The sequence below is a fragment of the Streptomyces sp. NRRL F-4489 genome (assembly GCF_001509485.1).
GTDB lineage: Bacteria > Actinomycetota > Actinomycetes > Streptomycetales > Streptomycetaceae > Streptomyces.
The window spans coordinates 78,774-97,515 of record NZ_LLZI01000243.1; the positions used below are offsets into that span (position 1 = coordinate 78,774).

Annotated in this window: 19 protein-coding genes; 6 read left to right on the forward strand and 13 right to left on the reverse strand. The window is 76.8% G+C overall.

Annotation, left to right across the window (positions count from 1 at the left end):
• The first annotated feature begins 77 nt into the window (after window positions 1–77).
• The 4 genes from ADL22_RS23490 to ADL22_RS23505 all read left to right on the forward strand — a co-directional run bounded on the left by ADL22_RS23490 (window position 78) and on the right by ADL22_RS23505 (window position 2,212).
• Window positions 78–533 (forward strand): winged helix-turn-helix transcriptional regulator, encoded by a 456-nt coding sequence (locus tag ADL22_RS23490; RefSeq protein WP_066983199.1) that lies wholly within the window; start codon window positions 78–80, stop codon window positions 531–533.
• A 71-nt stretch (window positions 534–604) separates the two neighbouring features.
• A complete protein-coding gene (locus tag ADL22_RS23495) occupies window positions 605–1,459 on the forward strand; it encodes an alpha/beta fold hydrolase (RefSeq protein WP_066983201.1) in 855 nt (284 codons plus the stop codon).
• Between the two features lie 43 nt (window positions 1,460–1,502).
• Entirely contained in the window at window positions 1,503–1,895 is a 393-nt protein-coding gene (locus tag ADL22_RS23500; protein ID WP_066983203.1) for a hypothetical protein, read from the forward strand.
• Window positions 1,896–2,023: 128 nt separating this feature from the next.
• The gene (locus ADL22_RS23505; protein ID WP_066983206.1) at window positions 2,024–2,212 is read left to right on the forward strand and encodes a CsbD family protein; all 189 of its coding nucleotides are present in this window, start codon (window positions 2,024–2,026) and stop codon (window positions 2,210–2,212) included.
• 69 nt (window positions 2,213–2,281) lie between these two features.
• Here the strand turns inward: ADL22_RS23505 and ADL22_RS23510 are convergent, their stop codons facing one another.
• The 3 genes from ADL22_RS23510 to ADL22_RS23520 all read right to left on the reverse strand — a co-directional run bounded on the left by ADL22_RS23510 (window position 2,282) and on the right by ADL22_RS23520 (window position 5,783).
• The gene (locus ADL22_RS23510; protein WP_066983209.1) at window positions 2,282–3,424 is read right to left on the reverse strand and encodes a Vms1/Ankzf1 family peptidyl-tRNA hydrolase; all 1,143 of its coding nucleotides are present in this window, start codon (window positions 3,422–3,424) and stop codon (window positions 2,282–2,284) included.
• A gap of 248 nt (window positions 3,425–3,672) precedes the next feature.
• Entirely contained in the window at window positions 3,673–4,992 is a 1,320-nt protein-coding gene (locus ADL22_RS23515; RefSeq protein ID WP_234430836.1) for an MFS transporter, read from the reverse strand.
• Between the two features lie 443 nt (window positions 4,993–5,435).
• Entirely contained in the window at window positions 5,436–5,783 is a 348-nt protein-coding gene (locus tag ADL22_RS23520) for a hypothetical protein (RefSeq protein WP_066983211.1), read from the reverse strand.
• A gap of 197 nt (window positions 5,784–5,980) precedes the next feature.
• On the opposite strand from ADL22_RS23520, the gene ADL22_RS23525 reads away from it, so the two are divergent.
• Both ADL22_RS23525 and ADL22_RS23530 read left to right on the forward strand, forming a co-directional pair.
• Window positions 5,981–7,027 carry a glycosyltransferase family 9 protein gene (locus ADL22_RS23525; RefSeq protein WP_066983214.1) on the forward strand — a complete coding sequence of 349 codons (1,047 nt, stop codon included), beginning with the start codon at window positions 5,981–5,983 and terminating at the stop codon, window positions 7,025–7,027.
• Entirely contained in the window at window positions 7,024–7,977 is a 954-nt protein-coding gene (locus ADL22_RS23530; protein WP_066983217.1) for a polysaccharide pyruvyl transferase family protein, read from the forward strand. The genes ADL22_RS23525 and ADL22_RS23530 overlap by 4 nt, the downstream gene beginning before the upstream one ends.
• Before the next feature lie 43 nt (window positions 7,978–8,020).
• Here the strand turns inward: ADL22_RS23530 and ADL22_RS23535 are convergent, their stop codons facing one another.
• The 10 genes from ADL22_RS23535 to ADL22_RS23580 form a co-directional block, all read right to left on the reverse strand.
• A complete protein-coding gene (locus tag ADL22_RS23535) occupies window positions 8,021–8,947 on the reverse strand; it encodes a glycosyltransferase family 2 protein (RefSeq protein ID WP_066983220.1) in 927 nt (308 codons plus the stop codon).
• A 55-nt stretch (window positions 8,948–9,002) separates the two neighbouring features.
• The gene (locus tag ADL22_RS23540; protein ID WP_066983223.1) at window positions 9,003–9,893 is read right to left on the reverse strand and encodes a glycosyltransferase family 2 protein; all 891 of its coding nucleotides are present in this window, start codon (window positions 9,891–9,893) and stop codon (window positions 9,003–9,005) included.
• Window positions 9,890–11,302 carry a PfkB family carbohydrate kinase gene (locus tag ADL22_RS23545; RefSeq protein WP_066983226.1) on the reverse strand — a complete coding sequence of 471 codons (1,413 nt, stop codon included), beginning with the start codon at window positions 11,300–11,302 and terminating at the stop codon, window positions 9,890–9,892. Before ADL22_RS23545 ends, ADL22_RS23540 begins: the two co-directional genes overlap by 4 nt.
• A 64-nt stretch (window positions 11,303–11,366) precedes the next feature.
• A complete protein-coding gene (locus ADL22_RS23550; RefSeq protein WP_066983229.1) occupies window positions 11,367–11,993 on the reverse strand; it encodes a D-sedoheptulose-7-phosphate isomerase in 627 nt (208 codons plus the stop codon).
• 79 nt (window positions 11,994–12,072) lie between these two features.
• Window positions 12,073–13,311: a glycosyltransferase gene (locus tag ADL22_RS23555; protein ID WP_066983233.1), complete on the reverse strand. Its 1,239-nt coding sequence runs from the start codon at window positions 13,309–13,311 to the stop codon at window positions 12,073–12,075.
• Window positions 13,308–14,273: a glycosyltransferase gene (locus tag ADL22_RS23560; RefSeq protein WP_066983236.1), complete on the reverse strand. Its 966-nt coding sequence runs from the start codon at window positions 14,271–14,273 to the stop codon at window positions 13,308–13,310. The genes ADL22_RS23555 and ADL22_RS23560 overlap by 4 nt, the downstream gene beginning before the upstream one ends.
• Window positions 14,270–15,382, reverse strand: coding sequence for a glycosyltransferase family 9 protein (locus tag ADL22_RS23565; protein WP_079064371.1), 1,113 nt, complete (start codon window positions 15,380–15,382; stop codon window positions 14,270–14,272). Before ADL22_RS23565 ends, ADL22_RS23560 begins: the two co-directional genes overlap by 4 nt.
• Window positions 15,379–15,990 carry a D-glycero-alpha-D-manno-heptose-1,7-bisphosphate 7-phosphatase gene (locus tag ADL22_RS23570; protein ID WP_079064372.1) on the reverse strand — a complete coding sequence of 204 codons (612 nt, stop codon included), beginning with the start codon at window positions 15,988–15,990 and terminating at the stop codon, window positions 15,379–15,381. The genes ADL22_RS23565 and ADL22_RS23570 overlap by 4 nt, the downstream gene beginning before the upstream one ends.
• Entirely contained in the window at window positions 15,987–17,063 is a 1,077-nt protein-coding gene (locus tag ADL22_RS23575; RefSeq protein ID WP_066983240.1) for a glycosyltransferase, read from the reverse strand. The genes ADL22_RS23570 and ADL22_RS23575 overlap by 4 nt, the downstream gene beginning before the upstream one ends.
• Window positions 17,060–18,739, reverse strand: coding sequence for a carbamoyltransferase (locus ADL22_RS23580; protein ID WP_066983244.1), 1,680 nt, complete (start codon window positions 18,737–18,739; stop codon window positions 17,060–17,062). The genes ADL22_RS23575 and ADL22_RS23580 overlap by 4 nt, the downstream gene beginning before the upstream one ends.
• Window positions 18,740–18,742: the final 3 nt, after the last annotated feature.

Sequence of the window (18,742 nt, forward strand, 5' to 3'; positions counted from 1 at the left end):
ACCGGGCCCACTCCGCACGGCGCCTCCCCTCGGTATCATGTTGCTACTAGTTTTGGATTCATACCAGAGGGGTCCCTGTGGCGGAGAAAGCACGGCCGGTTGTCTTCCGGCACGGTCAAGCGTTCCTGGCGGCGGTCTCGGAGCGCTGGAACTACCAGATCCTGCGCGAGGTCTTCTTCGGCGTCCACCGGTTCGGCGAACTCAAGCGGGGCCTGGGAATCTCGGCGACGATGCTCACCGCGCGGCTGAACCACCTCACCGAGCTGGGCCTGCTGGAGAAGCACGCGTACCGGGAGGACAAGCCCTGGTACGAGTACCACCTGACCGAGGGGGCGCGGGAGTTGGTGGTGCCGGCCATCGTGGCGGTCACCCGCTGGGCGGAGAACCTCGCCGACGGCGAGGCGGTGCCCGCGCGGCCCCTGCTGCACACCTCCTGCGGAAGCGAGACGGAGCCCTATCTCGCCTGCAGCCACTGCCACCAGTCCATCGAAGCGGCTGATTTGCAGCCGCTCCCGGCGGACGGCGACAAGTAGTCTGTGTTTGCTACTAGTAGGAGTACGCTACCAGTAGCAAGCTCTAGTCGACCCTCGGGTGAGGAGTGACCATGTCACGGACGGACTGGCTCAACGGCACCACCGAGAAGCTGATACCGACATCCCTCGGGCTGATCAATGTCCGGGTGGGCGGTCGAACCGACGGTCCGGCCATGGTCTTCTGGCCGAGCCTGATGATGGACGGCACCATGTGGCGCTTCCAGTACGAGCACTTCGCCCCCACGCACCGCGTGGTGCTCGTCGACAGCCCCGGACACGGCAGGTCCGACGCGCTCCGGCGGATCATCGACCTCAAGGAGTGCGCCGACGCGCTGGTCGAGGTCCTGGACGCGCTCGGCATCGACAGGTGCGTGCTGGTGGGCAACAGCTGGGGCGGCATGCTGGCCGGGGTCTTCCCCGCGTACCACCCCGAGCGCACCGCCGCCGCCGTCGGCATCAACTGCACCGCCTCGCTGCCCACGGCGTTCGAGAGCGTCTGGGCGACCGGACTGGCCGGCTACCTCGCCGTGCAGGCGCGCATGCCGCGACTGGCCCTCAGGGCCGCGCGCGCGGCGTTCGCCGGGCCGACCGCCGAGGCCGGGAACCCCGAGTTCCTGAAGTACCTCGACGTCGTGCTGGACAACGACCCCAAGTCCGTGGCGTGGGCGCTTCGCAGCATCCTCATCGGGCGCCGGGACGAGCACCGGCTGCTGTCCACCATCCCCGCCGGCATCCCTGTCCTGATCGTCGCCGGCGAGGAGGACAGCCAGTTCCCCGTGCACGCGGTGCGGAGGATGGCCGACGCCATCGAGGGCAGCACCTTCCGCGTGCTGCCGCGCACCGGCCACCTGGCCGCGCGGGAGAACCCGGACGAGGTCAACGCCGCGATCGACGCCTTCGTCGCGGCCCGTTCCGTCGCCGCCTGATCCGGCGGCGAGTCCGCAGGACCCGAGGAAAAGGAGAAGAACGGTGACGCAATGTGCCGCGCCCGCCGCCGTGCCGGGATGGGTCGGGCAGCTCATGCGCGAGATCGACGCCCTCGATTTCGGCGAGGGCTTCGCCCGGATGACCGACGACACCGAGATGTTCTTCGGCACCGCCCGCGTGGTGGGTGCCGAGGCCATCAAAGCGTTCTTCGTCACGATCGACGAACCGCTGCACATCGAGCACACCGTGCTGGAGTGCTGGGACGCGCCCGACGGGGTCCTCTTCCTGCGCGGAGAGGCCACCATGGCGAAGAAGACCGACCCGGACACCGTCGTACGGGCTCCGTTCATGCACCTGTACCGCCTCGACGGCAGCGGGCGGATCCGCACCCTCCACGTCACCGCCGGCCCGCTGCGCACCGATGCCGTGATGTGAGGCGCGCGGACGATCGAGCCGGCGGCCCGCGATCGTCGTCAGCAGCTCCGGGACAGTGGGCACCGAAGCGTACAAGTGAGACAATTCACCCAGATATTTCTTCCGCCAGGCCGCGCAAGGAGTGCGCCATGGGCATCGGCAAGAAGGCCAAGAACGTCAGCAGGACCCTCACCGGCAAGACCAAGGAAACCACCGGCAAGGCCACCGGAAACAAGAGCCTGGAGGCGAAGGGCAAGGCCGAGAAGATCAAGGGCAAGGCCGCGCAGGCGGCCGAGCGGGGGAAGGACACCCTCCGGGGGCGGCGGGCCAACCCCTGAAGCCCTGACCCCGCACCTGAAGCGCCCGAGTGGGCCACCGCTCGGGCGCTTCGCTGCGCTCGTTCGCCCTCAGCCCGGACCGCCGGGCTCGCCCGAGCCGCGGAGGATGGCGCCGAGACCGCCGGCCGGGGCCTGCTCCGGGTCCGGGACGACCACGATGTCCGCGCCGGTCGCCGCCGCCGAACGGATCAGCGCGTCGTCGGCCCGCGCGGCGGCCGGATGCGGTTCGCCCAGGTACGTCAACTCCGCGGCGCGCACGCCCAGTTGATCGCTGCGGGAGCCCACCCAGATCTCGCGTCCGGCGTCCGGGCCCCGCGGATCGACCAGCAGGGTGTCGATACGGTGCTCGCGCGCGGCCTCGACCAGGGCCGGGATGCCGGCCGCGGTGTTCGCGGCGGGCTTGCCCACCGGGTCGGCGCCGGTGCGGAAGCGCGCGGTCGCCGCGGTGACGCGGTCCTGCTCGTGGCCCGCGCACACCTCGGCGACGTCCCGTTCGACGAGATCGGTGTCGGCGCCCTCGGCCCGCCCGCCGTGTGCGCTCTCGTGTGTGACGTCCCGCAGCCGCTCCGGGAGCCGGTCGTGCACCGCGCGCCGTTCGCGGATGTCGCCGACGAGCAGGACGGCCTCGGCGCCGCACCGCTCGTACGCGTCGGCGACGGCGTCCGCGATCTCCTGGGCGTTGCGTTCCCAGGTGTTCTCGACCTTGGCCTGGAAGTGGGTCTCGGACCAGTCGGCCGAGGCGGTGCGGTGCAGCGGCCAGTCGGCGCCCTCGACCTCGCCGGCCTCATGGCTCGCGTGGCCGTCGGTGACCGAGAAGTCGGCGCCGCGGCGGTCCAGGCGGACCACCAGGCACAGCGGCCGCTGCCCCACGGCCGCCAGGAGCGGGGTGATGCGGGGGACCGGGCCCCAGTCGACCAGGGGCGCGGGCGGCGGCTCCGGCAGCGGGACGTCGAGCACGACCCGGCCCTCGGTGGCGAACAGCGCGTGGCTGCCCCGGGCCTCGCCGGCGCGCCGCCGCGGCGCCGCGAGCGCGTCCCGCAGGGCGGCGGAGGTGGCCTCGTCCGCGCCGAGTGCCAGCAGCTTGGCGCCGGTGGCCTCCGCGATCAGTTCCTGCTGCTTCGCCGCGTCCTCGGTGGTGTGCGGGATCTCGGTGTAGACCGTTGCCCAGGGGCCCGCCCTCTCGACAACAGGACGCAGGAGCGGGAGTTGCATGGCTGACCTCCTTGGATTCACCGGCTTTCCATGGAGTTCTTCGGGTACCCCGTCGCCCGGCGGGTAAGGGTGCGCCGGCGGGGCCGGTCCGGCGGGGGTGCCGGGAGCGTCCCGGGTGGTGCCGGTGGCCTTCCGTCCCATGGTGTCGCAGGAGGCCGGTCGGGGCTCTTCGGGACCGGCGGGGCCCTCCCGGTGGGCCACCGGGACCCACCGGGAGGGCCCCGGCCTCTGTCGCGTACCGCGCCGCGCTACGCCGGGCAGGAGGCGACCGCGGCCGCCGCACGGGCCGCGCGCCGGCCCGGGCCGAACAGCTTCCCGGCCAGCACCGTGCCCGCGATGATCAGACCGCCCGCCACCAGGGCGCCCCGGGCGCCGACCACCTGCATCAGCACACCGAGCAGCGGCGGGCCCACCAGCCCCCAGCCGGTGCTCAGCGTCCGCCAGACACCCAGCACCCGGCCGCGCATATGCGGCGGCGGGTCGGTCTGCAGGACCGTCGTACCGGCGGTGTCGGAGACCGACTCGACCACCGACATCGGCAGGACCAGGAGCAGGAGGACCAGCAGCGACGGGGAGACGCCGGCGACGACCTGGAGCAGTGCGCCGGCCGCGGCCAGCCCGCCGACCAGCGTCACCGAGGGGCTGCGCAGCCGGGCCGCGACGACCGCGCCGAGGATGCCGCCGGCGGCCAGCACGGTGGAGACCGTGCCGAAGGCGCCCGCGCCCGCGCCGAGCGGACCGGTGACGAGGACGGCGAGGGTGAGGGTGTAGTTCCGGCCGAAGACGGCGCTCAGTCCGGTGATCACCGCCAGGCCCACCAGGCGCGGCCGGCGGAGGAAGAACATCAGCCCTTCGCGGGCGCTGCCGCCGGCCTCGGGCTCCGGGGCGGCGGCCGGCGGCGCGGCCGGCTCGGGCGCGCCGGACGGTGCCCGCAGGGCCGCGGGCGCCGGGCGGAGGAACGGGATCACCGCCGTGACGAAGAGGAAGGACAGGCCGTTGGCGGCATAGGCCGCGCCGGTGCCGAGGGTGCCCACCGCCACACCGGCCAGTGCGGTACCGCCCAGCCGGCCGACGCTGTGCACCAGCGAGCCGACGGCGATCGCGGACGGTACGTCGGCGGTCGGCACCAGGTCGTTGCCCAGCAGGGCGCACGCGGGACCGTCGATGGTGGCGATCAGACCGGTGACACCGGCCAGCGCGAGCAGGATGCCGTAGTTCAGCTGCCCGGTGGCGAGCAGGATCGCGGTGGTGAAGGCGACCAGGCCGAGCACCGCCTGGCTCACCGCGGCGGTGAGCTTGCGCGGCCAGCGGTCCACTGCGGCCCCGCCGATCAGGCCCATCAGCAGCCCGGGACCCGCCTGCACGGCCAGCGAGAGACCGGTGGCCGCGGCGGAGTGCGTCAGCTGGAGGACCAGCAGGTTCTGCACCGTGAGCTGCATCCACGTACCGACGTTGGACAGCAGGTTGGCCACCGACCACCAGCGCATGCTGCGGTAGCGCAGCGAGCGCCACGGGGCGTGGTCCTCGCCATGGCCGCCGGACCCGGGCTTGCGCCGCGTCAGCAGCAGCCGGGCGGCGGCCAGGGTGCGGCGGGGCGCCGGGCCGGCGGCCGGGGGTTCGTACGGGGGCGTGGGTTCGGAGGGGAGGGTGTCGGACTCGGGCGGGGGCGCCTGTCCGGGGATGCGGGCAGGGGCGAGGGCGGGAGAAGGCACAGCGGCAAGACCTTGTGAGGAGCCCGTCAGGCTCGCAGAGCGGTGGGGCCGGCGCGCGGCGCACGACTGCGTGCGGCGACCGTGCCGGGGGCTGGCGGTGCTGGGCTCGGGCCGGGCCGACTGCCACGGAACCTCGCGGGCTCAGCGGTGTCCCATCCTCACAGAACGCCTCATACGGAGAAAAGCGGACGCGGCGTGGGGTGGCTCACGCCGCGTCGCACGCGCCCGCCATGTGCCTTGCGCTACAAGGCAGATGGCGGGCGCGTGGGCTTGCTCACAGCGGGCCGGGGCGGTGCCGGTCAGCCACGGTCCGTGCGCGTGTCATCGCGCACCCGCACCGCGTCCTCCTCGGCGGGCGCCGGGGTGACGTCGTCGGGGCCCGCCTGCCTGGGGGCCGCGCCGCCCGCGCCGGTATCGGGCTCCTCCTCGGCCAGCCGCTCGTCCAGGCTCTCGCCGCGCCGCTGCTCCCGGGCCGTGACGCCTTCGCCGGCCGCGTACGGCTCGTCGGCGGGGGAGTAGCCCGCGTCGAGCAGCTGGTCCGGATCGGCCTGGCCCAGCGTGTTCTCCGGGTCCGGCCCGCGGGCCGCGTCCTCGGCGTCCTGCTGGTCCGGCTGGTAGACCTCGTCGCCCATGGCGTCATCCGACATCTCGCGCACCTTTCGTCGCGGGGCGGTCCCGGGGCCCGCCCCTCCCTCCAGGAATGCCACGGATGCGGCAGCCGGTCCAGTGCGGTCGCGGGCGGACCGGGCCGCGGCCACAGTGGGAGAGCCGCGCCCCGCGGCGCGCGCCACCGGCCGCCCCCGCGGCCCCCCGCCGTGCTCGTACGCGCCCAGGAGGCAGCCCCATGGCCCCGGACCGCCCCCAGCAGCTCCGCATCCCGCCCGGTGACGGCGGCGCGCCGCGGCTCCTCGTCCTGCGGGCGCTCGGGCTCGGGGACCTGCTGGCGGCGGTCCCCGCGCTCCGGGCGCTGCGCGCCGCCCACCCCCGGCACCGCCTCGTCCTCGCCGCGCCCGGCCGGCTCGCCGACGCCGCCCGGGCCACCGGCGCCGTGGACGCGCTGCTGCCCACCCGCGCCGCCGGCCGGGAGGTCCCCCGGCGCCTCGACTGGCCGGGCCCGCCACCCGACCTCGCCGTGGACCTGCACGGCAACGGCCCGGAGAGCCGGGGCGTCCTCCAGCGGCTCCGGCCGGCCCGGCTCCTTGCCTACGCGTCCCCCGGCGCCCCCGCGCCCGTCGGACCGGCCTGGCGGGACGACGAACACGAACGGGACCGCTGGTGCCGGCTGCTCACCTGGTACGGCCTGGCCGCCGACCCCGCCGACCTGCGCATCGCGCCGCCGGACCGGCCCTCCCCGGTTCCCGGCGCGCTCGTCGTCCACCCGGGTGCCGACGCCCCCGCGCGGCGCTGGCCACCGGAGCGGTTCGCGGCGGTCGCCCGGGCGCTGCACCGGGCCGGGCACCGGGTCGTGATCACCGCCGGGGCCGGCGAGGGGCCGCTGGCCCGGTGGGTCGCGGCGCGCGCGGGGCTGTCCCCGGAGGCGGTCCTCGGCGGCGCCGCCGACGTCCCGTTCGCCGACCTGGCCGCCCTGGTGGCGCATGCCCGCGCGGTCCTCGTCGGGGACACCGGACTCGCCCACCTCGCCACCGCCCTCGGCACCCCCTCCGTGGTGCTGTTCGGCCCGGTCGCACCGCGCCTGTGGGGCCCGCCGCACACGGCCCGCCACCGGGTGCTCTGGCATCCGGACGGCGACGACCGCCCGCGCCCGGGTGACGCGCACGGCGACCGGCCGGACGCCCGGCTGCTGCGGATCACCGTGTCCGAAGCGCTCGCCGCGCTCGACGCGCTCCCGGAACCGGACCGGACGCCCGTACGGAAGGAACCGGCCCGATGACCGCCCCCCGGGTGCTGCTCACCGGCTGGTTCAGCTTCCTCGACGGCGAGGTCACGGCCGGCGACGCGCTCGCCGCCGAGGTCGTCGGGCACGCGCTGCGCACCGCCGGACTGCCCTGCGACACGGCCTGGTCCCCGGCCTTCCGGCCCGGCGCGCTCCACCTCGACGCCCTCGACCCCGCCCGCTACACCCACCTGGTGTTCGCCTGCGGCCCGGTGCACTCCCGCGAGCCGGCGGGCGGCGGCCGCAGCCCGCTGCTCGCCCTGCACGACCGCTTCCCGGCCGCCCGCCGCATCGCCGTGGGGGTGTCGGTGCCCGACCCCGACGACTCCGCCGTCCGCCGCTTCCACACCGTCCTGCCGCGCGACGGCGCCGGGCGGCCGGCGGCGGATCTGAGCCTGTCGGCCCCGGTACCGCCCGCGCTGCCCCTGGTGGGCGTGGTGCTCACCGGCGGCCAGCACGAGTACGGCGCGCGGCGGCGGCACGCGGAGGTGTCCCGGACGCTCGGCGCCTGGCTGGTGCGGGCCGGGGTGGCGCGGCTGGCCCTGGACACCCGGCTGGACAGCCGCGACTGGCGGCTGCCCGCCACCCCGGACGAACTCCACACCGTCCTCGCCCGCCTCGACGCGGTGGTCACCACCCGGCTGCACGGGCTGGTGCTCGCCCTGCGGGCCGGCACCCCCGCGCTCGCGGTGGACCCGGTCGCCGGCGGCGCCAAGGTCAGCGCGCAGGCCGCCGCACTGGGCTGGCCGGCGGTGCTGCGCGGCGAGGACCTGCGGCCGGCGGACTTCCACCACTGGCTCGACTGGTGCCTCTCGGACGCCGGCCGCGCCCGCGCCCTCGCCCACACCACCGCCCCCGTGGACGGCACCCTGCTCCGCCGCCTCCTGGACCACCTGCCGGCCGGCGAACGGACCGGCGCCCCGGCCCACGCGGAGCAGCGGCGATGACGAACGACCCCAGGCGAGCACACCAGCCGTACCGCTCAGCGGCTCACCCCTCGTAAGACCGCGCCGTCGACGCCCGCTGCGGCGCCTCCAGCAGCCGCAGCCGCGCCTCCACCGCGTCCGGCAGCCGCCGCCGCTCCCGCACCAGCCACGGCAGTCCGGCGGCGGCGTCGGCGAACGCGGCGGCCGAGGTGGCGTCCCGCGGCACGCGGGCCGCCAGCCACGCCGTCCGGCGCAGCGCCACCGGCAGCGGGCGGCGCAGCCAGGTGAACCACAGGGTGTTGCGGATGCCCCGGCGGCGGCGCTCGGTGGCGTCCCGGTGCGGGGACGCCCGGTGGTGGACGGTCAGCTCGTCGGCGTAGGCGAGCCACCAGCCGTCCGCCGCCAGGTCCGCGGCGAGCAGCTCCTCCTCGCCGCCGAGCACCAGCCGGGGCGAGAAGCCGCCCGCGGTGTGGAACGCGTCGGCGCGCAGCACCGTCGCCGCGGCCAGGAACGACCCCAGCGCCGGGCCCGGGAGCCACGGCGGCCCCGGGATCGGCGAGTTCCGCAGTTCGCGGATGATCGGGTCCTCGTACGGCGGGCGGTCCGGCGGCTCCGGGCCGTCCGGGTGCGGATGCGCCACGATCCGCGCGGTGACGGCCGCCAGTCCGCCGTGCGCGTCCAGCAGATCGGCGGCACCGCTCAGCGAACCGGGGTGCCACCACGAGTCGTCGTCGCAGAATGCCAGGTACGGGGTGGTGGCGGTGCGCGCGGCGAGGTTGCGGCCGACCGCGCCGAGGTTGCGGTCGAGGACCAGTAGCCGTACGGGCAGCGGATGGGCCCGGACCGCCGCGGCGGTGCCGTCGCGGGAGGCGTTGTCGACCACGGTGACCGGCGGCCGCTCGGGCAGCTCGGCCAGCCGGTCGAGGGTGTGCAGGAGGTCGGCCCGGCGGTTGCGGGTGATGACGATGACGGTGGTCCGCGGGTCGGTCACGGCACGGCTCCTCGGCACGGCGGCGGCTGGCGGCGGCACGCTCAACTGGATTGCGTTACGGGGGAGTTGGTGGGCGTTCGAGGACGCGGACCCGCCGCTCGACATGGGGCGGGAGGCGGCGGCGGCGGGCCAGCGCGGCCGGCAGCCGGCGGGCCGCCTCCGCCAGCGCGCGGCGGGAATCGGCGTCGCCCACGCCCTCGTACGCCAGCCGCGCGGTCTGCGCCAGGGCGGCGTTCACCGGCCGCCGCAGCCAGGCGGTGAGCAGCGCGTTGCGGCGGGTCCGGACGGTCCGTCCCGGGCGCGGCCGGTCCGTCCCGGACTCCGGGTCATGGCGGGCGATCAGCTCCGCGCAGTGCACCACCGCCCAGCCCGCCGCCACCAGGTCCATGGCCAGCAGCGACTCCTCCGCCCCGAAGTGCAGCACGGGGTGGAAACCGCCGACCGCCAGGAACGCCCGCCGCCGCAGCACCGCCGCGCAGGCCAGGAAACCCAGCACCGAGGGGCCGGGCAGGCCGGGCTCCCGGCCCAGCGGGGAGTGGGCCAGCTCGGCGTTGAGCGGGTCCGGCGCACCGGACGGGCCGACGAGCGTACTGGCCGCCACCAGCCCGAGCCGCGGATGGGCGTCGAACAGCTCCGCCGCGCGGGCCAGCGCCCCCGGCTCCCACCAGGAGTCGTCGTCGCTGAAGGCGACATACGGGGTGTCCAGCGCCGCCGCCCCGTAGGTGCGGCCCACCGCCCCCAGGTTGCGGCCCGGCGACAGGACCCGTACGCCGGGGTGGCGGGCGCGGACCGCGGCGGCGGTTCCGTCCGACGAGCCGTTGTCCACGACGACCACCGGCGGCCGCTCGGGGAGCCGCACCAGCGCGTCCACGGTGCGCAGCAGGCTCCGGCGGCGGTCGCGGGTGATCACCACGACGCCCACCCGGGGAGCCGGCCGCGCGCTCACGGGTCGGAGTCCCGCCGGACGGCGGCGGTCCGGGCCGCGCGCCGGGCCAGCGTCGTCGTCGAATGCCCGTCGAGATACGGCAGGACCAGCGCCTGGCCGCCCCACTCCTGGAGCGCGGTGGCCTCCGGCAGGGTGTCCACGGTGTAGTCGCCGCCCTTGACCCAGATATCGGGGCGGAGCCGGCGCAGCAGCCGCACCGGGGAGTTCTCCTCGAACACCGCGACCGCGTCCACGCAGCCCAGGCCCGCCAGCACCCGGATCCGGTCCTCGATCCGGGTCAGCGGACGGCCCGGCCCCTTGAGGCGGCTGACCGAGGCGTCGGAGTTCAGGCAGACGATGAGGCAGTCGCCGATCCGCCGGGCGCTCTCCAGCAGGCCCACATGGCCGGCGTGCAGCAGGTCGAAGCAGCCGCCCGCGGCGACCACCACCCCGCCCCGGGCGCGGACCGCGCGGGCCAGCGCGAAGGGGTCGGTGTCCCGGACCGCGGCCGGCCCGGCGGGCACCGGCCGGTCCGCGCCGTCCCACAGCGCCCGGCTGCCCGCGCCGCCGGCCGCGACGAACGCCGCCGCCTCGGCCACCGCCAGCTGCACGGCCTCCTCGGGCAGCGCGCCGTCCGCCAGCGCCCCGGCCGCGGTCGCCGCGAAGCAGTCGCCGGCGCCGCACGGATCGCCGTCCGCCCTATACGGCGCGGGCACCATCATCGGCGAGTCGCCGCCGGCCCGGGCCAGCAGCGCGCCGCGCGCGCCCAGCGTCACGGCGACCGCGGCGGCGCGCCAGCGGGCGGCCAGCCGCATCGCGCGCAGCGCGTCGGCGCGCAGGGTGCGGCCGTCCTGCGCGGTCAGCGCGCGGGCCTCGGACCCGTTGGGCGTCACCAACCGCGCGCCGGCGACCGGGCGTTCGCCCCTGGGGTGCGGGTCCCAGACCAGCGGCACCCGGTGGGCGGCCTCGGCCAGGAAGCGGCGCACCGCGCCCGCGCCGCCGCGTCCGTAGTCGGCGACCAGCACCGCACCGGCGTCGGCGAGCGCGGCCCGCACCTCCGGGCCGGGCTCCCCGGGCCGGCCGCCGCCGCGGTCGTAGCGCACCACCGCCCGGCCACCGGCCAGCACCCGGGTCTTCTCGGGCAGGGTCCCGTCCAGCGGCAGTTCCACCAGCCGCACCGCGCCGTCCAGGGCCCGGCGCGCCTCCTGGCTCGCCCGGTCCTGGCCGAGGGCGGCCACCAGCGTCACCTCCCGGCCGGTCCGGGCCGCGAGCACGGCGGCCAGGCCCGCGCCGCCGGGCCGGGTGTGGTCCCGCACCACATCGACCACGGGGGCCGGTGCGTCCGGTGCGAGCCGGGTGGACTCGCCTTCCAGGTCCCGGTCCAGCAGGACGTCGCCGACGACGACCAGCGGCCGGTTGCCGGCGCTCACGACCGGCTCCGGGCGGTGTGCGGCGGCCCGGGGCGGCGGGCCGGGAAGGGGCAGCGGATGCGGGTCATGTGGCGTCCTCCAGGTCGACCGGGATGCGGTCCGGGACGACCGGGCCCAGCGGGCCGGCGGCGTCGAAGTTCTCGCAGAGGATGTGCAGCGCGATCAGATGGGCCTCCTGGACGGTGGCGGTGGAGCGGGAGGCGATGCACAGCGCCTCGTCGGCGGCGTCGGCCAGCGGGTTGGGCCGGGGCCCGGTCATCGCCCACACCCGCAGCCCGGTCCGGGCCGCGGTCTCGGCGGCGGCCAGCAGATTGGGGCTGCGGCCCGAGGTGGACAGCAGCATCAGGATGTCGCCGGGCCGCCCGTGGGCCGCGACCTGGCGGGCGAAGACCTGGTCGAAGCCGTAGTCGTTGCCGATCGCGGTCACCGCGGAGGTCTCCGCGTGCAGGGCCACCGCGGAGTAGGCGGGCCGGTCCTGCCGGTAGCGGCCGACGAGTTCGGACGTCAGGTGCTGGGCCTGTGCGGCGCTGCCCCCGTTGCCCGCCGCCAGCAGGCGGCCCCCCAGGGGCAGCACCTCGTGCAGGCGCGCTGCCCAGCGGGCCAGCTGGGGCAGGCCGGTGCGCCGCAGCTCGCCCAGGGCCTCGTGCAGTGACTGGCAGTGCTGGTGTGCGCTCTCCAGGGAATGGCTCATCAGGCGCGTCCCTTCCGTGCGGGGTCGGGGCCCGGCCGCGCGATCAACTGCCGTACGCGGGCCGGTATGTGACGTAGCGTCAGGCTGCCTCCGGTACGGTCGGACGCGGGGCGAGCAGCGCCCGGTAGACGGATTCGGTGGCCTCGGCGACGGTGTCCCAGCCGTAGCGGGCCAGCACCCGCCGGCGGCCCTCGGCCCCGCAGGCGGCCCGGTACGCCGGATCGGCCAGGAGCCCGGCCACCGCGTCGGCCAGCGCCTCCGGGTCACCGGGCGGCACCAGCCGGCCGGTCACGGTGTCCACGACGGTGTCCAGCTGCCCGCCGACCGCGGTGGCCACCACCGGCCGGCCGCAGGCCATCGCCTCCAGCGGCACGATGCCGAACGGCTCGTAGTCCGCCGGGCACAGCACCACGTCGGCGGCGCGCAGCAGCGCCGGCACGTCACCGGTGGGCACCCCGCCGGTGAAGCGCACCCGATCGGCGACCCCGGCCGCTTCGGCCACCGCCCGCAGCCGCCGGACCTCCGGGTCGGCGTCGAGCCGGTCCGGCGGCGGACCGCCGGCGATCACCAGCCGCGCCTCCGGCAGCCGGGCCAGCGCCGCGATCGAGACCGCCGCGCCCTTGCGCGGCACCAGCCGCCCCAGCTGGAGCAGCATCGGATGGGCGTCGTCGCGCGGCGCGACCGGGCCTTCCGGGGTGAAGACCGACGGGTCCACCCCGCACGGCACCACGCTGACCTTGCGCGGCGGGATGCCCATCCGCCGCAGCTCGGTGACCTCGTCCCGGCAGGTGGCGATCACCTGCCCGCAGCCGGTCCCGATGTCGACCTCGGTCGCGATCCGGCTGGGCGGCGAGGTGTCGTCGCCCTTCTGGTGGCGGCGCTTGACGCTGCCCAGCGCGTGGTACGTGTGCGCCAGCGGCAGCTCGTGCTCGCGGGCCGCGCCCAGCGTGGCCAGGCCCGACATCCAGAAGTGCGAATGCGCCACGTCCGGCGGGCGGCGCCGCCAGTCCTCGGCCAGCTCCCGGGCGAACTCCGCCATGTGCGGCAGCAGTTCGTCCTTCGGTATGTGGCGCGGCGGCCCCGCGCTGACGTGCCGTACGGTCACGCCGCGGCGCAGCGGCACCTCGTCGGGCGGATCCGGTGCGTCGCGCCGGGTGTAGACCACGACCCGGTGGCCGCGGTCGGCCAGCGCGCCGGCGAGCCGGGCGACATGGACGTTCTGGCCGCCGGCGTCCACCCCGCCCAGGACCGCGAGCGGACTCGCGTGCTCCGAGACGAGCGCGATGGACAGCCGGGGCGCGGGCTGGTGGGCGGTCATGCGGCTACCTCCGTGATCAGGGACTCCCAGTCGGCGAGAAAGCGCTTGAGCCCGTACCGGCCGAGCGCCGCCTGGCGGGCCCGGCCCCCGTCCTCGGCCGCGGCGTCCGGCTCGGCGAGATATCTGCGCAGCGCCCCGGCCAGCACCTCGGGCCGGTTGGAGAGCACTCCGCAGCCCGGCGGCACCGCCTCCGCGGCCTCCGTCGTGGCCAGCGCCACCACCGGCATGCCCAGGTGCATCGCCTCCAGCAGGGACAGCCCCAGCGACGTCCAGCGCACCGGGTGCAGATAGACCCGGCGCTGCGCCATCGCCTCGTGCAGGTCCCGCTGCGGCAGATCGGCGGTCCGGCAGGCCCGCGCGGACAGGCCGAGCCGGTCGGCCAGTCCCTCGGTGCGCATCCCGAACACGTCCAGCGGCGCCGCCTCGGCGAGCGCCGGCAGCAGGTCCGTGCCGACCGTACGGCCGCGCCGCAGCGGCTCGTTGACCACCACCGCGGCCCGCGCCAGGCTGCCGGTGTAGCGGTGGCCCGGGTCGACGATGCCGTGCTCGATCACCTCGGTGCGGGTGGTGCCGCTGTCCCAGAACAGCCGGTTGAAGTGGGTGACGTGCACCAGCACCAGGTCGCGCCGGTCCGCGCACGGGTGGCGGGTGTCGGGCACGGCGCCGTCCGGGGCGTTGTGCTCCAGGTAGACGGCCGGGATGTCGCGGCCCGGGCGGCGGCCGCCGAGCCAGCGCTCGGCCAGCTCCGCCTCGTGCGGCCGCTGCAGGACGACCAGGTCGACCGGGGCCCGGCGCAGCTCCTCCGGCGTCCGCTCGCGCACCGAGTCCGGCCAGGCGAACGTCCGGGCCCGGCCGCGCCCGTCCGGCCCCCGGTCCGGGGTGACCGGCACCAGGTAGGTGTGCGGACCCTGGACGAACGCCGTCGTCCAGGAGCCGTGTACGTGCCACAGCAGGATGTTCATACCGTCGCCCCTCTGTCGTCGGTGGGCAGTTCCGCGGCGCCGGCCGGGGGCGGCCGGCGGTGTCCCCCGGGGCGGGCCGGTCCGGCGGATGGCAGCTGATGGCTCGTCAACTCTGCGACAGCGGCGAGCACTTCGGCGTCCGCAATGCCGTCCAGGCAGGGGTGTCCAGGCACCGGGCACTGCCGCGCCCGGCTGTCCGCGCACGGCGCCCGCTGATCGCCGAGCACCACATGCGGCACTCCGTACGGGGCCCAGCGGCCGGCCGGGACGACCGGCGCGAAGACGGAGGCGACCGGGGTGCCCACCGCGGCGGCCAGATGCGCCGGCCCGGTGTTGCCGACCACGGCGGCCCGGGCGCCCGCCAGGACACCGGCGAGCCGGCGCAGATCGGTCCGCCCGCCGAGGTCCAGCCCGTGCCCGCCGGCCACCTCGGCGGTCAGCTCCCGCTCGGCCGGCCCGCCGGTGACCACCACCCGGTGCCCGGCGGCCGCCAGCGCCGCCGCGGCCCGGGCCGCCCGCCGCGCGCTCCATGCCCGGGCCGGCACCGCCGCCCCCGGATGCAGCACCACGTACGGCTCGCCGCCGGTCAGTTCGCTGGTGTCCGGCGGCGGCAGCACCCGCAGCCGCCCGTCGTCCCCCGGCGGCAGGCCGAACCCCGCCGCCCGGGCCAGGTCCAGGGCCGCCTCCGCCTCGTGGCGGTCCGGGGCGCGCCGGTGCCGCAGGTCCAGCAGGGCGCCCGGATAGTCCACGCAGTCCGCCGCCGTCCAGATGTCCCCGGCCAGCTTCAGCAGCAGCGCGGCCGGCAGCGGGCTCTGGTGGAACGAGGTGAGGATCAGCGCCCGGTCGAACCGGCCCGCCGCCAGCCGCCCCACCAACTCCTCGGTGCCGCCCCGGTCCACCGGCGGCGGCCGCAGCCCGACCCATGGCGCGTCGTGCACCAGGATCTCGTCCACCCCGGGCAGCAGCCGCGCGGCGGCCTCGCCCAGCGGCCCGCACAGCAGCGCGGTGTGCGACGAGCCCGCCGCGACCGCCCGGACCGCCGGGCCGGCCAGCAGGACATCGCCCGCGCTGTCCAGGCGGACCACGAGAGTGCGCGGCAGGGCGGTCATCCGGCGGCCTCCTCCGCGGGGCGGCGGGCCAGCAACTGCCGTACCGCGCCCAGCAGATCGTCCGCCCGGTGCGGTGCGGCGGCGATCTCCTCAGGACGGGTCACCGGCGTCGGTACGAGCACCGCCCGCGCCCCGGCCGCCCGGGCCGCCGCCAGATCGCTGCCGATGTCGCCGACCACCGCCGCCCGCGCCGGCGGGATGCCCAGCCGGCCGCAGGCGGCCAGGACCAGACCGGGGGCCGGTTTGCGGCAGCCGCAGCCGTCCGCCGGGCCGTGCGGGCACACCGCCCAGACATCGAACGGGCCCAGCAGCTCCGCGACCCGGCGGTGCACGGCCTCCACCTGCGCGCGGGTCAGCAGTCCGCGGGCCACCCCGGACTGGTTGGTCACCACCCCCACCGCCAGGCCCGCCGCCCGGACCGCGGCCAGCGCCGCGCGCGCCCCGGGCATCGGCGCCACCAGCCGCGGGTCGCCGTTGTAGGGCACGTCCGCCACCAGCGTCCCGTCGCGGTCGAAGAGCACCGCCGCGAGCGGGCCGGGCGCACCACCGGCCGGCCCGCGGCCGTAGAGCCACGGGTCGCCGGACCGCCGCACCGCCCGCACGGTCATATCCGCTCCCGGGCCGGCCGGGGACCGGCGGCCACCGGCACCGGGCCGGCCGGCACCGCCGCCGGCGCCACGCCCCGGTGCCGGACCAGCCCGCGCAGCCAGTGCGCGGTCGCCACCGGCGGGATCAGCGCGCTGGTCAGCGCCATGGTCGCCACCTCGTCCCGGGTGCGGGGGCCGGGCGCGATCCGCGCCCAGGCGAACTCCGCGGTGCCGGCCAGCCAGCCGGCGGCCAGCCCCAGCGCGGCCCGGCGCCGGCCCAGCGCGGCGCACACCAGCGCCCCGCCGGCCGCCGCGGTCACCGCCAGATGCCCGGGCAGGCGGCCCCTGGGCGCCTGGGCCCGGCGCCACCAGCCGCGCCCGTGCAGCCGGTTCATCAGCACATCGTCGGCGTTGCCTGCCTGGAGCCGCACCGAGACCCAGCGGTCGGCGGGCCGCACCGGATGGGTGGTCCGGCGGCGGCCCTGGGCCAGCTCCCAGCCGGCGTCCAGCAGCCGCAGCGCGAGGTCCGCGTCCTCCCGGAACGCCCGGCGGAACCGCTCGTCGAAACCGCCCACATCGGCCAGCGCCGCGCGCCGGAACGCCATATCCGCGGTGATCCACTTGGCGGTGGCCAGTCCGGCGGTGTTGCGCTCCCAGTCCGTGGGCTCCCGGCCCGCCGGCAGCGGCACGCTGATCCGCGCGGCCACCCCCGCCGTCCGCGCGGTCGCCGCCCGCAGATCGTCCGCCAGATCCTCCGCCCAGCGCGGCCCCGGAACGACATCGTCATCGAGGAAGACCACCCACGGGACGCCGTCCACCGCCCGCCACCCGGCATTGCGCGCCGCCGCCGGACCGTCCCCGTATCCGTGCACGGTCTCGGTGCGGTCCCGCAGCGTCGCCGGGATCTCCACCGGCAGCGGGGCGCAGTCGGTGAGCGGCCGGTCGTCCACCAGCACGATCCGGTGGGGCGCCGGGCCGCGCGCCTGGGCGAGCGCCGCCAGGCACGCGGTCAGACTGGGCCGGCCGAGCGTCGGGATGACCACGGCGTACGCGGGGGCCGGAACGCGGTTCCGGCCGGCCGGCCGCTTCGTCATCGGGCCACCTCCCGCCCGCCGCCGGCCGCTCGCCCGCCGGCGAAGGCGTCCGGGCGGCGGATCGCGAACGGGCCCAGGGCCAGCAGATCCACCGGCGTCGAACCGAAGCACTCCAGCGCGTCCCGGGGATCGTCCACCATCGGCCGGCCCGCCGTGTTGAGACTGGTGTTGACCACCACCGGCAGACCGGTGAGCCGTTCGAACTCGGTCAGCATCCGGGCCACCAGCGGCTCGTCCGCCGGATCGACGGTCTGGATGCGGGCGGTGCCGTCCACGTGGACGACGGCCGGGATGCGGTCCCGCCACTCCGGCGCCACCTCGTGCACGAACAGCATGTAGGGGCTGGGGAGTTGGCCGTCGAAGATCTGCCCGGCGCGGTCCGCGAGCACCATCGGGGCCACCGGCCGGAACTGCTCGCGGCCCTTGACGTCGTTGAGCCGTTCCAGATTCCGCGAGTGCCCGGGGTGCGCCAGCAGCGAGCGGTGCCCCAGCGCCCGCGGCCCGTACTCCGACCGGCCCTGGAACCACGCCACGATCGCGTCGTCGGCCAGTGCCCGGGCCACGGTGGCCGCGATGTCCGGCGGCCGCTCGTACGGTACGGCCGCGGTGCGCAGCCAGTCCTCCAGCTCCCGGTCCGTCCAGTCCCGGCCGAGATCCGCGCCGGGCATCGGCAGCGGCTCGTCGCCCTGGTCGGCGCTGACCAGCAGCGCGGAACCCAGCGCCGTACCGGCGTCCCCGGCGGCCGGCTGCACCCAGACCCGGCTGAACGGGCCCTCGCGGGCGATCCGGGCGTTGGCCACGCAGTTCAGCGCCACCCCGCCGGCCAGCGTCAGGGTGCTGTCATGGGTGCGGCCGTGCAGCCAGCGCACCAGCTCCAGCAGGGTCTCCTCCAGGCATGCCTGGGCGCTGGCCGCCAGGTCCGCGTGGTCCTGCGTCCACTCCTCGTCCGGCCGGCGGGGCGCGCAGAACTCGTGCCAGGGCACACCGGTGGCGTGGAAACCGCCGTCCGTCGTCGGATGGACATGGCGGCGCAGTTCGGTCAGCATCCGCGGCCGCCCGTACGACGCCAGCGCCATCACCTTGAACTCGTCCGAGGAGCGCAGGAACCCCAGGTGCTCGGTCAGCTCCTCGTACACCAGGCCCAGCGAGTGCGGGAGTTCCTGGCCGCACAGCGGCTCCAGCTTGCCCTGCACCCGCCGCGCGGCCAGATGGGAGGTCGCCTCGCCGCGGCCGTCGAAGACCAGCACCGAGGAGGTGTCGGCGGCCGGCGCGGCGAACGCGGCGGACGCGGCGTGCGCCATGTGGTGCGGGACGAACCGCACCCGCTCGGGGTCCAGTCCGGGCAGCGCGGCGGCCAGGAAGCCGGGTGCCTGGCGGGCGTAGGTCAGCCGCAGGTGGTCCCACGGGTCGTCCAGGCCCATCAGGTCGGCGGGCTTGGCGAGTTGGGGATCGAAGGAGTACGCGACCGCGTCGATGTCCTCGATCCGCAGCCCGGCCCGGGACAGGCACCAGCGGGCGGCCTGCTCCGGCAGCTCCCAGGCCGAGAACGGCACCGGCCGCTTGCCGTGCTTCCGCCGCGAGAAGCGCTCCTCCTCCGCGGCGGCCACCGTCGTACCGTCGATGACCAGCGCCGCGGCCGGGTCGTGGAACAGTGCGTTGATTCCCAGAATGCGCATGGC

What these genes read in the sequence shown, in the direction of transcription:
- ADL22_RS23560 (WP_066983236.1), bottom strand. Translation starts at nt 14,273, where the DNA reads ATGAACATCCTGCTGTGGCACGTACACGGCTCCTGGACGACGGCGTTC.
- ADL22_RS23525 (WP_066983214.1), top strand. Translation starts at nt 5,981, where the DNA reads ATGGCCCCGGACCGCCCCCAGCAGCTCCGCATCCCGCCCGGTGACGGC.
- ADL22_RS23580 (WP_066983244.1), bottom strand. Translation starts at nt 18,739, where the DNA reads ATGCGCATTCTGGGAATCAACGCACTGTTCCACGACCCGGCCGCGGCG.
- ADL22_RS23505 (WP_066983206.1), top strand. Translation starts at nt 2,024, where the DNA reads ATGGGCATCGGCAAGAAGGCCAAGAACGTCAGCAGGACCCTCACCGGC.
- ADL22_RS23520 (WP_066983211.1), bottom strand. Translation starts at nt 5,783, where the DNA reads ATGTCGGATGACGCCATGGGCGACGAGGTCTACCAGCCGGACCAGCAG.
- ADL22_RS23495 (WP_066983201.1), top strand. Translation starts at nt 605, where the DNA reads ATGTCACGGACGGACTGGCTCAACGGCACCACCGAGAAGCTGATACCG.
- ADL22_RS23530 (WP_066983217.1), top strand. Translation starts at nt 7,024, where the DNA reads ATGACCGCCCCCCGGGTGCTGCTCACCGGCTGGTTCAGCTTCCTCGAC.
- ADL22_RS23550 (WP_066983229.1), bottom strand. Translation starts at nt 11,993, where the DNA reads ATGAGCCATTCCCTGGAGAGCGCACACCAGCACTGCCAGTCACTGCAC.
- ADL22_RS23570 (WP_079064372.1), bottom strand. Translation starts at nt 15,990, where the DNA reads ATGACCGTGCGGGCGGTGCGGCGGTCCGGCGACCCGTGGCTCTACGGC.
- ADL22_RS23555 (WP_066983233.1), bottom strand. Translation starts at nt 13,311, where the DNA reads ATGACCGCCCACCAGCCCGCGCCCCGGCTGTCCATCGCGCTCGTCTCG.
- ADL22_RS23565 (WP_079064371.1), bottom strand. Translation starts at nt 15,382, where the DNA reads ATGACCGCCCTGCCGCGCACTCTCGTGGTCCGCCTGGACAGCGCGGGC.
- ADL22_RS23510 (WP_066983209.1), bottom strand. Translation starts at nt 3,424, where the DNA reads ATGCAACTCCCGCTCCTGCGTCCTGTTGTCGAGAGGGCGGGCCCCTGG.
- ADL22_RS23575 (WP_066983240.1), bottom strand. Translation starts at nt 17,063, where the DNA reads ATGACGAAGCGGCCGGCCGGCCGGAACCGCGTTCCGGCCCCCGCGTAC.